The sequence below is a fragment of the Pseudomonas sp. Marseille-P9899 genome (genome assembly GCF_903166565.1).
Lineage (GTDB): Bacteria > Pseudomonadota > Gammaproteobacteria > Pseudomonadales > Pseudomonadaceae > Aquipseudomonas > Aquipseudomonas huaxiensis.
Map to the genome: position 1 here is coordinate 1,206,542 of NZ_CAESCG010000001.1, position 15,621 is coordinate 1,222,162.

Sequence of the window (15,621 nt, forward strand, 5' to 3'; positions counted from 1 at the left end):
ATGTGCCCCCGCTAGTCGGGGGCATTTTTTCAACTGAGAGGAGCCCCACGACATGTTCACCGTAGCCTTCATCTTCCGCCGCAAACCTGGCCTGAGCCGGATGGACTTCGACGCCCTCTACGAGGCCCACCGCGAGGTCATGACCCGTGAAGCCCGCGGGCTGATCAGTTATGTGCAGCACAAGACCCTGCCCGCGACTACCGTGGGCGGTATTCCCTGCGACAGCGGATACGACGCGCTGTCGATCTACACCTACCGCAGCGAAGAAGACGCCGCCTTCACCACCCGGCTTGAAACAGTGGCGGCCGACAGCGAGCGCTTCATCGATTTTTCCAGCATGGTCACCCTGGCGGTCAGTGCGCACACGGTGTACCAGGCCGAATGAACCATGGACGGCGGTGAAGGCCAGCGCCTCCACCGCATCACACCTCTCAAGGCCGCAGCAGAATGCTCCCGGTCGCCTCGCGAGACGCCAGCCGCTCATGGGCTGCGGCGTACTCGGCCAAGGCATACCCACTGTCGATCGACGGCCGCAACAACCCCTTAGCGATAAACCCGCGAATCGCCGCGAACGCCGACGCCACATCCTCGTCCGTCTCCAGCCAGGCGTCGTAGCCGAGAATGCGTTTCTCCTCGACCACTAGGTCCGCCACGTCGACGCTAGCCGTCGTGCCGCCGACGAAACCGATCGAGACCACAGCGCCACGTGTGCGCAACGCACCCATCAACTGCCCGAGCAACTCACCGCCCACCGGATCGAAGGCCAGGTCGGCGCCGCTGCCGGCGGTTGCATCAAGCACTGCCTGCTTGAGGTCCTGACGGGAAAGATCGATCACCGTGGTCGCCCCCGAACGCTGCGCATAAGGCACTTTGCGCGACGTCGAGACTATGCCGACCGGTGTCGCCTCCAGCGCCAGGGCGATCTGGATCAGCGCATGGCCCAGCGCGCCAGACGCCCCCGACACCAGCACGATCTGGCCCGCCTGCACCTGGCCGACACGGGTCAGCGCCTGGTATGCGGTGACGTAGTTGATGGGTAGGGCGGCGCCTTCGTCGAGGTCGAAGCTTTCCGGCAGTTCGATCAGGCGCTTGTCCTCGACCACCACCCATTGCTGCTGCAGGCCATCCTCGCTGATCCCCAGTTGGGCGCCGCCGTAGATGGCGACCCGGGTGCCACGGGCGAAGGTCGCGCTGTCCTCGACCACGCCCGAGCCGTCATTGCTCAGCACGCGGGGTGCCCGGGCCGCCGCAACCCTGCCCGAACGCACCAGGCTGGAAAGTGGATTGACCGTGGCAGCATGAATCCTCACCAGGCTGTGGCCCGGCTTGCAAACGGGCATGGGGCGTTCTTCGAGGGTCATGTGCGCGGGCGAGCCGAAGCGGGTTGCTACAAGTGCTTTCATGGTTCAGATCCAGACAGGGACAAACAGGAGCGCGCGCTCGGGTAATCCCGAGCGCGCGTTGAGGGGAGGGGCGTTGCGTTTCAGCGCCGCGAATTGCCCAGCAGCGGCAAGCGCGCCAGCATGTTTTTCATCGCCAGGGCGTCCCACGGCAGGTGCTCGGCGACGCCGATACCCACCACATCGACCACCTCGGCGACATCGGCCAGCAGGCGGATCACCTGTTCCATGCGCATTGCCCCCTGGGCGATACCGTCGAAGGTGTCGGCGGGGATGTCCGGCTGGGCGAACAGCAACGAGCGGAACAGGCCGGGATCGAGCACGTCGAGGTCAAGATGGATCGCCAGGTGCCGGGCCCCGGTCTCGCGCAGCCATTGCAGGACCGGCGCGCTGGTGTCCGCCAGTTCTGCGGGACCGGCGCTGCGCAGGCCCAGGCGTTCGAGGGTTGCGGTTTCCACCGCCATCGTCTCGCGCAGCCCGGCGTACATCACATTGGCCGGTTTCAGCGGTACGCGAACCGTGTCTGCGAAATCGCGGTCGCCTTCGCCCAGCAGGTTGCCCAGCACCATGGCGTGGGCATGCTGGAAGTCTTTCGGGGTGATCACATCGGGGTGGGCATCGACCCACAGCACCGCCAGTTCACCGTCGTAGCGCTCGTTCAGGTAGGCGAACGGCGCCAGGTCCACCAGGCAATCGCCGCCCAGCACCACCAGGCGCTCGGGCTGGTGCCGGTCGATCAACTGGCGGGCGTGCTCCAGTTGCTGGAGCAACGCGGTGCGCGCGACGATGCCGTCTTCAAGTGGCAGCGGCTGCCCGTCGGGCGCCGCCACCGGCACGTGCTCCACCGGGCCGCTGGCTTCAGGGGCGAGCCACGCCAGCAGTTGCGCGCCGAAGAAGTAGGGCGGGTTGTTGCCGCCTTGCCATTGCGGGAACAGCAGGCGCAGGGTTTTGTCAGGGGTGTGGGTCATCAGGTCACCATCGGTTGGAGGATCAGGCGGTATTGGCCAGCGCGGCCTTGCGCGTTTCGCGGGCTTCGGCGGCAATGATCGACAGCGTCACCAGCAGCAGCGCGAGGCAGTCGGTCTGGTGCAGTTGCTCGCCGTAGAACAGGATTGAAAAGAAGCTGGCGGCAATCGGGATAACCGCAATCGCCATCCCCGTGGCGCTCGCGGGAATACGCGGCACGCCCTTGAAATACAGCAGGTAGGGCACCGCCCAGACCAGCGCGCCGTAATAGACCATCACCCCGGCATCGGCCGGACCCAGTTGCCGCCAATCGAATGTCAGGCCCTGTTCGACGGCCATCGGCAGGGTCAGCAGGGTGCCGGCCAGACAGACGCCGGCGGACAGGGTCGCGGGCGGCAAGTCGACATCGATCTTCTTCGCGGCGATCACCGCGCTCGCGGTAGACAGCGTCGACAGCAGCAGGAAGGCCACGCCCGCCAGCGAGGTTTCGCCACTGCCCTCGGCACCGGGCAGGGTCAGCACCAGCACCCCGGCGATCGCCAGAGAGATCGCCATCACCTTTCTCAGGCTCAGCCGCTCCTTGAGCAGCAGTGAGGCGAGGGACAGCACGGCGGCGGGGGCCAGGCTGCTGAACACCGAGGCGACGATGGCGCTGGCCGAGGCGAAGCCATACAGCAGAAACACCATGTAGAGCACCGCACCAAGCAGCGCCTGGAGGACGATGGCCAGCCAGGCCCGTCGGCCGATGCGGTGCAGGACAAGGCGGTCGCCGAAGTGCACGAAGGGCATGAGCAGCAGGAACGCGATGGCGAAGGTGATGCAGGTAAACAGCCAGATCGGGATCTGGGTCATGGCGTCCTTGGCGATGGGGTAACTGATGCCGATAAGGCAATAGCAAAGCAATACGTAGACGTAGCCTCGGTTCATGGTTGACCTCGGTTGTTGGCGTTATGGCAGCTACGAAAAAAGTGCGACTGCGCCGGGCCGGGCCGTGGTTTTTATAGGAGGTACGGGCTTGGGCACGCGCAGTTCATGCTGCGCTGCCGGGGCGGGGTGTGCTTTGCCGCAGGGGCCAAGGGATGTGCTGGAAGCGCCAGTCGGGTCAGGGCTGGCGGAGCAGTTGCTGCGCGGAGATGCCGTAGGCCTGCTTGAAGGCCCGGCTGAAGTGGGAAAGGTTGGTGAAGCCAAAGCTCAGGGCGGCCACGCTGACCTGCTGGAAGCGCCCGGCCAGCAGCGCGTCATGGCAGGCCGCGAGGCGTTGCTGCCAGAGCCAGCGCATGACGGTGGAGTCTTCGCTGGCGAAGATCCGGCTCAGGGTGCGGGTGGAAAGGTGGGTGGCTGCGGCGATGTGCTCGACCGTCAATTCGCTGCGTTCCAGGTTCGCCAGCAGGTAGCGTTTGACCCGCTCCACCTGCAACTCGCGCCGCTGCTCGGTCGCCGGCGCCCTGGCACCGAACGCGGCTTCGAAGGCGCTGCACAGCACGTCGAGGAACGCGCCATTGAGCCGCTCGCTGATCGCGTCTGACACGCTCTGGGCCTGCCAGGCCTCGCGCAACAGGGTGTTCGCCAGGCTGCCCAGCGGCGAGTGACTTTCCAGCGTGCGGTTGAGAAAACGTTCCACCTCCGGGATATGCCGTTGCACCAACGCGCGCGGCACGGCGAGGACAATCTGGTCATCGCCCTTGGGGAACGAACACGTGAACGGCCGGGCGCTGTCGAACAGCACGATATCGCCGGGGCCTTGCCGGGAGACATGGTCACCCTGGCGCACATAGGCTTCGGGGCACAGCGTCAGGGACACGAAAAATTCATCGACCGCATCGTCACTGCGGGTGCGCACGTACTCGACGGGCAGCGACTGGATCCGCGAAAACGCCACGCCACCCTTGGCGACCGAGGTCAGTGAGCCGTCGAACCGGTCATCGCTCAACTGGCGGTTGGCGGTCGGGACGAAGTTGGAGCAGACGACGTCCTGCCAATAGTCGAAACGCTCCTTCGTTCCAATATCGCGGGTGGGGAAGAGGATGTTCATGGCAGGACGCGGACCGATGGGCTGATGGCACGGTGTCCACGATAACAGGTCTGCGGGAGCTGTGGACCGGGGCGACGGGTGGCTTAACCGGCGAGATCCCCAGGCAGATCGATATCCCGCACAACTCCGCGGTCTTGCACCTCGATCCGCACACAGGCCTGGGGGTTGTCGCCGATCACCTGCCGGCCACCCTGATCGCCGTTTGCTCCCAACAACGCGGGCCAGAAGCGGCGCCCGAACAGCACCGGATGGCCCCGCTGGCCGTGGTGAAGCGGCATCAGGATCCGCTCGCTATCAGCTTGGGCGCACAACTGCCGCAGCGTCTGCGTCTCGATCCAGGGCATGTCGCCCAGCAACACCGCCACGGCCACGGCGGGATTAACCGCCAGCGCGCCAATGCCAGCGGCCAGGCTGGCGCCCATGCCTTCGTCGGCGTATTCGGCGCGGATGAGCGCGACCCGGCTATCGAGGCCCAACTGCCGAGGGTCATCGTCGTGCCGCAGCACCACGTGGACCTCGTCGAAGCAGGTCAGCGCCCGCTCCACCGTCGCGGCCAGCACGGTCTGGCCAGAGGGTAGCCACGCCAGCCGCTTGTCGCTGCCAAAACGCTTGCCTCGACCGGCGGCCAGTACCAACGCCACGCAGATGCTCATGCCGCTGGTACCTGCAGTTCGCGGCTGTGCTTGGCCCGCGAGACGCTGATTTCGCCAGGCAGGGCAACGCCGTTCTTGGCGGCAAGGATTTCGGCCATGACGCTGACCGCGATTTCGGCGGGGGTCTTGCTCCCGATATAGATGCCGATGGGGCCATGCAGGCGTTTGAGCGAGGCTTCGGTTTCACCGAAATGCTCGATCAGCCGCTCGCGGCGCAACTGGCTGTTACGGCGCGAGCCGATGGCGCCGACGTAGAACGCCGGGCTGTGCAGGGCCTCCAGCAGGGCCAGGTCATCCAGCTTGGGGTCGTGGCTGAGGGCGACAATGCAGGTGCGCACATCGACCCGGTAGGCGCGGACCACGTCATCCGGCATGCCGACGATCTTCTCGACCCCGGCGACGTTCCAGCCACCCATGTACTCGGGCCGTGGGTCGCATACCGAGACCTTGAAACCGTTGAACAGGGCCATGGTCGCCAGGTATTCGGCGAGCGCCCCGGCGCCGATCAACAGCACGCGGTAGCCGGGGCCGAGGGTGTTGAACATGTGCCGGCCATCGAAGCTGAACTGCTCCGGCAGAGGGGTCGGGGTCAGGGTGACTTGGCCGTCGCTCAGGTCTAGGTCGCGGCGAACCAGGCTGCCGCTGTCGAGCAGTTCGAGCAACTGCTCCAGGCGGGCCGGTGCCGGGTCGAATTCGAGGATCAGTTCGAGGGTGCCGCCGCAGGGCAGGCCGAACCGGTGGGCTTCGTCGGCGCTGACGCCGTAGCGCACCACTTCGGGCAAGCCACCGCGCATGCCGGCGCCGCCATAGGCGGTGGTGTAGCGATGGATCAGGTCATCCTCGATGCAGCCGCCGGAGACGCTGCCCACCACCCGGCCATCGCCGCGCAGCGCCATCATCGAACCCACCGGCCGGGGTGACGAACCCCAGGTGCGGGCGATGGTGGCCAGCAACACCGGTTCGCCCGCCTTGACCCAGTCGCGGACGCTACGCAGGACCAGCAAATCAATGCTTTCTATGACTGCCATCACCTCTTCAGCGCATCTGCAGAATGATCGGGCTGCTGCTGGCCGGATCGGTGTGACCGCGCAGCTTGCCGACCGCCTGGGGCTCGACCTTGCCACCCTGGTTGCCCCAGGTGGTGCGGATGAAACTCAGCACATCGGCGATTTCCTGGTCCGTCAGTTGCGCGCGGAACGCCGGCATGCGGTAGGCATCCGGCAACCCGGCGGCGACCACCCGTTGCGAGCCATTGAGGGTGATATTGATCGCCGAGGCGTCCTCGCGGGCGAGCGCCGAAGTCGCCCCGGCCAGCGGCGGCATCCACTCGGCCAGGCCCTTGCCGTCGAGGCCATGGCAGGAAGCGCAGCGGGTCACGTAGGTGCGCGCGCCGGCATTGTCCAGGTGCTGTGCGGCGGACACCGCCTGGTATTGCCAGGGTTCGCCGTCGCGTTGTGCATCGCCGGGCAGCGATTTCAGGTAGTGGGCGATTGCTGCCAGATCATCGTCGCTCATGAACTGCGTGGAGTTATTGAAGGCCTCGGTCATCGAGCCGTAGACCACCGCATGCTGATTGCGCCCGGTCTTGAGGAACCGGACGATCTCGGCCTCGCTCCAGCGCCCCAGCCCGGTGTTGTGATCGTCGCGCAGGCTGGGTGCGTACCAGCCGTCGAGCAGGGCACCGGCAAGGTAGGGCTTGCCGGTTTCGTCCAGGGCTTTTTCGTTGAATGCCAGGCCGCGAGGGGTGTGACAACTGCCGCAATGGCCGGGGCCCTGGACGATGTAGGCGCCGCGGTTCCACTGTGCGTCCTGTCCGGACTTGGCCGCGTAGGGCGTGGTCGCGGCGAAAACACCGCTCCATAGAGCGATGGGCCAACGCATGTTCAGCGGCCAGGGAATGCTCCCCGCAAGGTTGGCTTGCCTGACTGGCCGCACGCCTTGCATGAAGAATGCATAGAGCGCGCGGACATCGTCGTCACTGAGCTTGGCGTAGGACGGGTAGGGCATGGCCGGGTACAAACGCCGACCACCGGGCGCGACGCCATGGCGCACGGCGCGGTCGAAGTCGGCGAGGCTGTAGCCGCCGATACCGGTCTCCCGTTCGGGGGTGATATTGGTGGCGTGGATCACCCCCAGCGGTGTCGCCATCGGCAACCCGCCAGTGAATGGCGCGCCGTCCGGCAGGCTGTGGCAGGCGACGCAATCGCTCAGGCGCGCCACATATTCGCCACGGCTGACCAGCGCCGGGTCGGCACTGGCGTCAGCGCGCGGCGCGGCGTCGAACGGCGAGTCGGGCTCGCGGGTGACGTACCAGGCCAGCAGGCCCGCCGCGACAAGGCACGGCAGCACCAGCCAGCCGGCGGCTCTTGCGAATCGGCTGCGAGTCATGGGCGTTCCCCGTCAGGTGAAGGTGTAGCGGCTTAGGGGCATGCTGCGAATGCGCTGCCCGGTCAGCCGCGCTACCGCGTTGGCCACTGCCGGCGCTACCGCCGGCAACGGTGGTTCGCCGATACCGCCCATCTTCGCCCCGCTCTCGATGATGCGCACATGCACCCTGGCCATGCGCGACGGCGGCAGGATCGGGTACAGGTCGTAGTTGCGCGCCCGTGGCTTGCCGTCGATGAACACCGCTTCCTCCAGCAGCGCCTGGGACAGGCCCAGCGCCACGGCGCCATTGACCTGCGCCTCGATGATCGCCGGGTTGACGATGCTGCCCGGATCGATTGCCTGCCAGATGTCGTGCACCTTGACCTGACCATTCTCGATCGACACTTCGGCGATTACCGCAGCTTCGGAGCCGAACGGCGAGGCCATGGCCACGCCGCGGGCGCGCCGGGTGCCGTCTTCAGCGGTAAACGGGCCGCGCTTCCATCCGCCGGACAGCTCGCCCACCGCATTCAGCAGGGTGGTCAACCGCGGGTTGTCGCGCAGCAAGTGCTGGCGCAGTTCGAAGGGGTCCTTGCCGCCCTTGTCGGCCAGTTCGTCGAGAAACGCCTCGTAGAAGAAGTCATTGAGGGAGTTGCCCACCGAACGCCAGTAGCCGAGCATCACCGGGCCCTGGACGTAACGCTGGGCAATACGTTTGTTGGGGATGGCGTAGGACTTGCCCGATAAACCTTCCAGGGCGGTGGGGTCGAGCTTGTCGCCCTGCTTGCCGGCGAGGGCTTCGCTGGGCCCTTCGGTGGCACTGATCGCTTCGATGGCCAGCGGCAGCCCGTCGCCATCCAGCGCGGCGCGGAACCTGACCGCGGCGATCGGGCGCAGCACATCACGCAGGAATTCTTCCTCGCGGCTCCAGATCAGCTTCACCGGGCGGCCGACCGCCTTGGCCAGCTCGATGGCCTGTGGGTACGGATTGGCGGACTCGTAGAGAAAGTGCCGGCCGAAAAAGCCGCCCAGCAGCGGCGAGTGCAGGGTGATCCGGGCGGGATCGAGGCCGGTGCGTTTGGCGATGTCGGCGCGGAACATGTCCGGCGCCTGGTTGGGCAGCCAGACTTCCAGCGAGCCATCGGGGTTGAAGCGCGCCAGGGCCGATGGCGGCTCCAGTTGGGCGTGATTGAGGTATTGGTTGTGATAAGTGGCCTCGACCGTGGTCTTGGCTGCGGCGAGGATGCCGGCGACATCGCCCTCGTGCTCATCATCCCGGGCCGGCCCTTGTTCGGCGGCGAGGCGTTCGCGGAAGGCATCGCTGGAGAAATCTGCGGGCATCGCCCGGATCTTGCCGTCGCTGGCCGCTTCTCGCCAGTCGACCTGGATGGCCTCGACCGCACGCTTGGCATGCCACCAGCGCTCGGCCACCACGGCGACCGCGCCGGGCAGGCGATGGACCGAATGCACGCCTTTCATCGCCTTGACCTGCGCTTCATTGCGCAATTCGCCCACCGTCATGCCCAGGCGCGGCGCGTGTTGCACCGCAGCATGGAGCATGCCGTCGAGCCTGATGTCGATGGTGTACTGCGCCTTGCCGGTGGACTTGTCGTAGGCATCCACGCGGCGTACCGGCTTGCCGATCCAGCGGAACTGGCTGGGGTCGCGCAGTTGCACGCTGGCCGGATCGGGCACTGGCAGGTCCATGGCACGTTCGGCCAGCTCGCCGTAGGCCAGCGAGCGGCCCGAAGCCACATGCAACACCTTGCCGGGCTCGGTGGACAGCTCGCTCACCGGTACGCCGAGACGCTCGGCCGCGGCTTGCAGCAGCATGGCCCGGGCCAGGGCGCCGAGACGGCGCATGGTCGGGTAGCTCATGCGCACCGACATGCTGCCGCCGGTGATGCGCATGCCGTTTTCCATCACCACATAGGCATCGCCCGGTGGTGCGCTATCGACCAGGAAGGTGGCGGGATCGGCGTCCAGTTCTTCGCCGACGATCTGCGCCATGGCGGTGTAGGTGCCTTGTCCGCCTTCCATGAACGGGCAAAGCAGGCGTACGGTGCTGTCCGGGCGGATTTCAAGGAAGGCCGGCACCTGGGTGCCGCGCTCCTGGGCTGCAGCGGCGGCAGCCTGGACCCTGGCCGAACCCAGCGGCAGGCCGAAACCGATGACCAGAGCGCCGACCGCGGTGCCGGCGGATGCCAGCAGGAAGCTCCGGCGCGACAGGTTGACCGGTTCGCCCTTGAGCAGGGCAGTCAATGCTTCAGGAGCGTCGATGGGGGTGTTCATCAGACATTCTCCTGTTGCGTCGCCAGGTCATGCACGGCGGCATGGATGGCGTTGTAGGTGCCGCAGCGACACAGGTTGACCATGGCCGCGTCGATCTGCGCGTCGCTCGGTTTCGCAGTGTGCTTGAGCAACGCGGTCGCCGCCATCACTTGCCCGGACTGGCAGTAACCGCACTGGGCCACCTGGTGTTCGACCCAGGCCGCCACCACGCGCTTGCCCACCTCGTCGGCCTCGATGGCTTCGATGGTGGTCACCTCGCGCCCGCTCACCGCCGCCACCGGGGTGACGCAGGAGCGCACCACGCTGCCGTCCACCAATACCGAACAGGCGCCGCACTGTGCCAGGCCGCAGCCATACTTTGTCCCGGTCAGCCCCAGGTCGTCGCGGATCACCCACAGCAGGGGCGTATCGGCGTCAGCCTCGACCTGATAGGTCTTCTGGTTGATTCGTAGCTCCATGGTTCACCTGCTAATCAGTCGGTTGATGTCTTGGTTTTCTTATAGGCAGGTGCCACGCACAGACGCGTGACCCAAACCAGAAACGCTAGCACAAGGCTGCACGGGGCATTCTTCGCGTTCATCGCATGAGCCCAGCAACGGGATTGATGAATCAGGGCGCGTCGGGTGGCAGCCGCAGGGCGTCGATCACCACCTGCATGGCCGGCGATGGCTCGCGCTGCGCCGCGTAGTACAGGTGATAACCGGGAAAGCGCCGCCAGCACTGCTCCAGCACCGCAATCAAGCGGCCCGTCGCGAGGTGTGGGCGGGCCAGGTCTTTCGGCACATAGGCGAGGCCGTGACCGTCCAGCGCGGCGTTGAGCACCTGATAGATACCGTTGAACACCAGGCGCCCGCCAACCCTGACGCTTAGCGCCTGCTCATCGTGCTGCAGCTCCCAGGCGTAGAGGTTGCCGTAGGTGGGCAGGCGCAAGTTGATGCAGTCGTGATCCATCAGCTCACCGGGAGTACGCGGTGGTTCGCGATGGGCGAAGTACGCCGGGCTGCCGATGATTGCCATGCCGAAATCCGCGCCTATCGGGATCGCACGGATGTTCCGGGCCAGGCCGTCACCCAGGCGCACGCCAAAATCGAACCGGCCCTGGACGATGTCGACGAGGTTGTAGTCGGCGTGCATTTCCAGGTTCAGCCGGGGATGAACGGCCAGCAAAGGTGCCAGCTTCGGCCACAGCAGCGAGTCGATAGCATGGTCGCCGGCGGTGATGCGCAGGGTGCCGCTGACGGAATCGGTGAACTCGGCGATCGCATGCAACTGCGCCTCGATGGCCTCCAGCCTCGGCGCCACGCTGGCGATCAGCCGCTCGCCGGCCTCGGTCACCGCCACACTGCGGGTGGTGCGGGCCAGCAGACGCACGCCCAGGCGCGCCTCCATGGCGCCGATCGTATGGCTGAGCATCGACTGCGACATGCCCAGTTGCGCCGCGGCGCGGGTAAAGCTGCGTTCGCGGGCCACGGCGATCAATGCGAGCAAGTCGCTGTAGGGCTCTTTGGCCATCCGGGGGTTCCTTGAAGTGGCTTGAAATCCAGGCTCGAAAACAGGCGAGGAACGGCCGGGGTCGCGCTCGACGTTGACAGGTCGTCAATCGGGCTACGGGACGATGGCACCAGTCTAGGGATTGGCATGCCCTGCAAAAACCCGGATAAAGCGCATGCACCTATGCACCGGATTGATAAATAGGACTCAGGCTGCGGGATAGCGCAAGGCCGCGATGAGCAACGTCATGGCCGTGGACGGTTGGCGTCGGCTCGGGTAGTACAGGTGCAGCCCGGGCCAGGTCGGGGACCAGTCGCGCAGCAGTTGCACCAGCGCGCCGGACTGCAAGTGAAGTCTGGTCATTTCTGCCGGCATATAGCAAATGCCCAGCCCGGCCACTGCCGCCTCCACGCAGTCGAAGCTGCTGTTGCACACCAGTTGGCCGTCTACCCGCAGATTCAGCGGCGTGCCGTCTTTCTCGAACTCCCAGGCCCACAGATTGCCAAGACTGGGCAGGCGTACATTGATGCAATTGTGTTGGAGCAGGTCTGCCGGCGTTTCTGGCCGGCCATGCCGCTGCAGATAGTCCGGGCTGGCCACCACCGCGAACGGCGCATCAGGGCCAATGCGCACCGCGATCATGTCCTGGTCCAGCGACTCGCCCATGCGCACGCCAGCATCGAAGCGTTCGGCGACGATATCGACGAAGCCGTTGTCGGCGATCAGTTCGACCTTGATATGCGGGTAGAGCGGCAGGAACTGCGTGAGCTTGTCCATCAGCACCGCGTTGATCGCATGGTCCGAAGCGCTGATACGAAGTGTGCCGGCCGGGCAGTCGCGAAACGCGTTGAGGGCCTCGAGTTCGTTGTCGATCGCTTCCATGTGCGGGGCCACCGTGCGCAGCAGTTGCTCGCCGGCTTCGGTGGGGGTGACGGTGCGTGAGTTGCGGGCCAGCAACTGCACCCCCAGTCGCGCTTCGAGGGCGCGAACGGCATGGCTGACCGCTGTTTGTGTGACCCTCAGGCGTGCGGCGGCCTTGGTGAAACTGCCTTCACGGGCGACGGCGAAGAAAACCGGGAGGCCGCTGAAGGCCTCGCGGAGGGATTTGTGCTCCATGGCTGGCGCATCTCACTGAAAGGATTGATGCACGGTAATGGCTTGGGGAAGGATTTTGAAGGGTAGATGCTTTGAACCTGGGTGTCGGCGCATCGAGTTCACCGCGCCAACACCCAGTGCCTTTACCTGCTGAACTCACCATCGATCAGACGCGGAATGCCCAGCGGATTGGCATCCTGCAACGCCGCAGGCAACAACTCATCGGGGTAGTTCTGGAAGCACACCGGCCGCAGGAAACGATCGATGGCCAGCGTACCAACCGACGTGCCACGGGCATCCGAGGTGGCCGGATACGGACCACCGTGAACCATCGCATCGCAGACTTCGACGCCGGTCGGATAGCCGTTGAGCAAGACCCGGCCGACTTTTTCCAGCAGCAGCTCACTCAGCCAGCCATAGGTGCGCAGCTCGTCCGGCTCACCGATCAGGGTGGCGGTCAGTTGTCCGCGCAGGGCCTGGATCGCAGCGCTCAGTTGGGTCTGATCTTCGACTTCGGTCACCAGCGTGGCCGGGCCAAACACCTCTTCCTGCAACAGCTCGTCGCCGTTCAGCAGCAGGCTGATATCGGCCTGGAACAGTTGCGGTTGCGCCTGCGTGCCGGTTTGCGCGGCGCCGGCCAAATGACGGATGCCAGCGTGGGCGTGCAGGTGCTCCAGCCCTTTGCGGTAGCTGGCCAGGGTGCCGGCATTGAGCATGGTCTGCGCCGGCTGGTCGGCCATGCTGGCCTTGAACTGTTCGACAAAGGCGCTGAACGCCGGCGAGCGCAGGCCGAGAATCAAGCCGGGATTGGTGCAGAACTGGCCGCAACCGAGGGTCACCGAACCGCTGAGTTCGCGGGCGATGGTTTCGCCACGGACCTGCAGCGCGTCCGGCAGGAGGATCACCGGGTTGATGCTGGACATCTCGGCGAACACCGGGATCGGTTGCGCCCGTTCGGCCGCCATGCGGCACAAGGCGTTGCCGCCCTTGAGCGAACCGGTAAAGCCCACGGCCTGGATCGCCGGATGCTTGACCAGCCATTCGCCCACGCCGCCGCCATAGATCATGTTGAACACGCCCGCCGGCATGCCGGTGCGCTCGGCGGCACGCAGGATCGCGTCGGCGACCCATTCCGCCGTCGCCATATGGCCGCTGTGGGCCTTGAACACCACCGGGCAGCCGGCTGCCAAGGCGGAGGCGGTGTCGCCACCAGCGGTGGAGAAGGCCAGCGGGAAGTTGCTGGCACCGAACACCGCCACCGGGCCGACGCCGATGCGGTACTGGCGCAGGTCCGGGCGCGGCAGCGGCTGGCGCTGGGGTTGCGCGCGGTCGATGCGCGCGCCATAGAAGTCACCACGGCGCAGCACCTTGGCGAACAGGCGCATCTGACCGCTGGTGCGACCGCGTTCGCCCGGATCCGCCCGGCAGGCAGCGCCGTCTCGCGGCACACGGTGGCGACGAAGTCGTCGCCCAGGGCGTCGAGTTCGTCAGCGACGGCGTCGAGGAAGTCCGCACGCGTGGCGGCGCTCAGGTTGCGGTAGATCGGGAAGGCGGCGCTGGCCGCTTTGGCGGCGGCATCCACTTGCGCCTCGGTGGCCTGGCTGAACCGGTGCGGCAGCGCCTCGCCGGTGCTGGCGTCGAGGCTTTGCAGCCAGGTGTCGCCTTGGGCTGAGCGCTGGCCGCCGATGTAGTTGTGACCGAGGATCGAGGTCATTGGGGTCTCCGTAATTCAGATAAAAACAAGAAAATCAGGTGATGGCGCCGATCTGCCACGGCACGAATTCGTTCTGCCCGTAGCCGTGCTGTTCGCTCTTGCTGCGCTCGCCCGAGGCGATGCTCAGCATCAGGCGGTAGATGTGCTCGCCGCGCTCTTCGATGGTCATGCTGCCGTCGGCGATGCCGCCGCAGTTGACGTCCATGTCTTCTTCCTGGGTTTCCCAGAGGCGGGTGTTGGTCGCCAGCTTGATCGACGGCGAGGGCGCGCAGCCGTAGGCCGAGCCGCGGCCGGTGGTGAAGGCGATCAGGTTGGCGCCGCCGGCGACCTGGCCGGTGGCGGAAATCGGGTCGTAGCCGGGGGTGTCCATGAACACCAGGCCGTGGGCGCGCACCGGCTCGGCGTATTCGTAGACGTCGACCAGATCGCTGGAGCCGGCCTTGGCCACGGCGCCGAGGGATTTCTCCAGGATGGTGGTCAGGCCCCCGGCCTTGTTGCCGGCGGACGGGTTGTTGTTCAGCTCGGCGCCCATCCGCTCGCAGTAGGCTTCCCACCACTTGATGCGGGCGATGAGTTTTTCGCCGACTTGCTGGCTCACTGCGCGGCGGGTCAGCAGGTGCTCGGCACCGTAGATTTCCGGGGTTTCCGAGAGGATCGCGGTGCCGCCGGCGGCGATCAGACGGTCCACCGCATTGCCCAGCGCCGGGTTGGCGGTGATGCCCGAGTAACCGTCCGAACCGCCACATTGCAGGCCGACGGTGAGGTGGCGAACGCTGACCGGCTCGCGCTCGACGCGGTTGGCCTCGGCCAGCAGCGATTTGACCTGGGCGATGCCGCTGGCGATGGTCTTCGAGGTGCCGCCGGTGCCCTGGATGGTGAAGGTGCGCAGGGCGTCGCTGCTTTCCAGGCCCTGGGCTGCGAGCAGGTCGGGGATCTGGTTGGTTTCGCAGCCCAGGCCGATCATCAGCACCGAGGCGAAGTTGGCGTGCACCGCGTAACCGCCAAGGGTGCGTTGCAGCATGGCCAGCGCTTCACCGCCCGGGTCCACCGCGCAACCGACGCCGTGGGTCAGGGCGACCACGCCGTCGACATTCGGGTAGGCCGCCAGGGCTTCGGGGTGGATGTCGCGGCGGAAGTGATCGGCGATGGCGCGAGCCACCGTGGCCGAGCAGTTCACCGAGGTGAGGATGCCAATGTAGTTGCGGGTGGCGACCCGGCCGTCGGCGCGGACAATGCCCATGAAGGTGTCGCCGCTGGGCGCCTGCACACCCTTGGCATCGACGCCGAAGGCGTAGTCACGGGAGAAGTCGCCCATCGCCAGGTTATGCACGTGAACGTGTTCACCGGCCGCGATGGCCTGGCTGGCGAAGCCGATGATCTGCCCGTAGCGGCGCAGCGGCTGGCCGGCGGCGATGGCACGGGCGGCGACTTTGTGCCCGGCCGGGATCGGTGCCAATACGCGGATGCCTTCTTCCAGCTCCAGGCCCTCGGGCAGCGGTTGCCGGGCGATCAGCACGTCGTCCAGCGGGTTGAGTCGGATCACGGCGTTGGCAGCGCTTTCACTGCCTGTTCTTGTAATGAGTTGCATGGCGGTTACCTCAGAAGTACAGC

Annotated in this window: 13 protein-coding genes and 1 pseudogene; 1 reads left to right on the top strand and 13 read right to left on the bottom strand. The window is 66.3% G+C overall.

Features of this window, described 5'->3' with window-relative positions; genetic code table 11:
- Window positions 1–52: 52 nt before the first annotated feature.
- A complete protein-coding gene (locus HWV67_RS05410; protein WP_175650262.1) occupies window positions 53–385 on the top strand; it encodes an EthD domain-containing protein in 333 nt (110 codons plus the stop codon).
- Between the two features lie 46 nt (window positions 386–431).
- On the opposite strand, the gene HWV67_RS05415 is transcribed toward HWV67_RS05410, so the two are convergent.
- From HWV67_RS05415 to HWV67_RS05475, 13 genes and pseudogenes are all read right to left on the bottom strand, one after another.
- On the bottom strand, window positions 432–1,403 hold the full coding sequence (locus HWV67_RS05415) for a quinone oxidoreductase family protein (RefSeq protein WP_175650263.1): 972 nt from the start codon (window positions 1,401–1,403) through the stop codon (window positions 432–434).
- Between the two features lie 80 nt (window positions 1,404–1,483).
- Entirely contained in the window at window positions 1,484–2,368 is an 885-nt protein-coding gene (locus HWV67_RS05420; RefSeq protein WP_175650264.1) for an arginase family protein, read from the bottom strand.
- A gap of 22 nt (window positions 2,369–2,390) precedes the next feature.
- Window positions 2,391–3,293, bottom strand: a complete 903-nt coding sequence (locus HWV67_RS05425; protein WP_175650265.1) for a DMT family transporter — start codon at window positions 3,291–3,293, stop codon at window positions 2,391–2,393.
- Between the two features lie 175 nt (window positions 3,294–3,468).
- Complete coding sequence (locus tag HWV67_RS05430; RefSeq protein ID WP_175650266.1) at window positions 3,469–4,398, bottom strand: helix-turn-helix domain-containing protein; 930 nt, start codon at window positions 4,396–4,398, stop codon at window positions 3,469–3,471.
- Between the two features lie 83 nt (window positions 4,399–4,481).
- A complete protein-coding gene (locus HWV67_RS05435) occupies window positions 4,482–5,051 on the bottom strand; it encodes a nucleotidyltransferase family protein (protein ID WP_175650267.1) in 570 nt (189 codons plus the stop codon).
- Window positions 5,048–6,070, bottom strand: coding sequence for an XdhC family protein (locus HWV67_RS05440; RefSeq protein WP_175650971.1), 1,023 nt, complete (start codon window positions 6,068–6,070; stop codon window positions 5,048–5,050). The genes HWV67_RS05435 and HWV67_RS05440 overlap by 4 nt, the downstream gene beginning before the upstream one ends.
- Window positions 6,071–6,086: 16 nt before the next feature.
- The gene (locus tag HWV67_RS05445) at window positions 6,087–7,439 is read right to left on the bottom strand and encodes a c-type cytochrome (RefSeq protein WP_175650268.1); all 1,353 of its coding nucleotides are present in this window, start codon (window positions 7,437–7,439) and stop codon (window positions 6,087–6,089) included.
- Between the two features lie 12 nt (window positions 7,440–7,451).
- On the bottom strand, window positions 7,452–9,710 hold the full coding sequence (locus tag HWV67_RS05450) for a xanthine dehydrogenase family protein molybdopterin-binding subunit (RefSeq protein ID WP_175650269.1): 2,259 nt from the start codon (window positions 9,708–9,710) through the stop codon (window positions 7,452–7,454).
- Window positions 9,710–10,168, bottom strand: coding sequence for a (2Fe-2S)-binding protein (locus HWV67_RS05455; protein ID WP_175650270.1), 459 nt, complete (start codon window positions 10,166–10,168; stop codon window positions 9,710–9,712). Before HWV67_RS05455 ends, HWV67_RS05450 begins: the two co-directional genes overlap by 1 nt.
- A gap of 151 nt (window positions 10,169–10,319) precedes the next feature.
- Window positions 10,320–11,222, bottom strand: a complete 903-nt coding sequence (locus HWV67_RS05460; RefSeq protein ID WP_175650271.1) for a LysR family transcriptional regulator — start codon at window positions 11,220–11,222, stop codon at window positions 10,320–10,322.
- Between the two features lie 186 nt (window positions 11,223–11,408).
- A complete protein-coding gene (locus tag HWV67_RS05465) occupies window positions 11,409–12,317 on the bottom strand; it encodes a LysR family transcriptional regulator (RefSeq protein WP_175650272.1) in 909 nt (302 codons plus the stop codon).
- A gap of 122 nt (window positions 12,318–12,439) precedes the next feature.
- A pseudogene (locus tag HWV67_RS05470) lies at window positions 12,440–14,010 on the bottom strand (aldehyde dehydrogenase (NADP(+))).
- Between the two features lie 34 nt (window positions 14,011–14,044).
- Entirely contained in the window at window positions 14,045–15,598 is a 1,554-nt protein-coding gene (locus HWV67_RS05475; RefSeq protein WP_175650273.1) for a UxaA family hydrolase, read from the bottom strand.
- Window positions 15,599–15,621 lie beyond the last annotated feature (23 nt).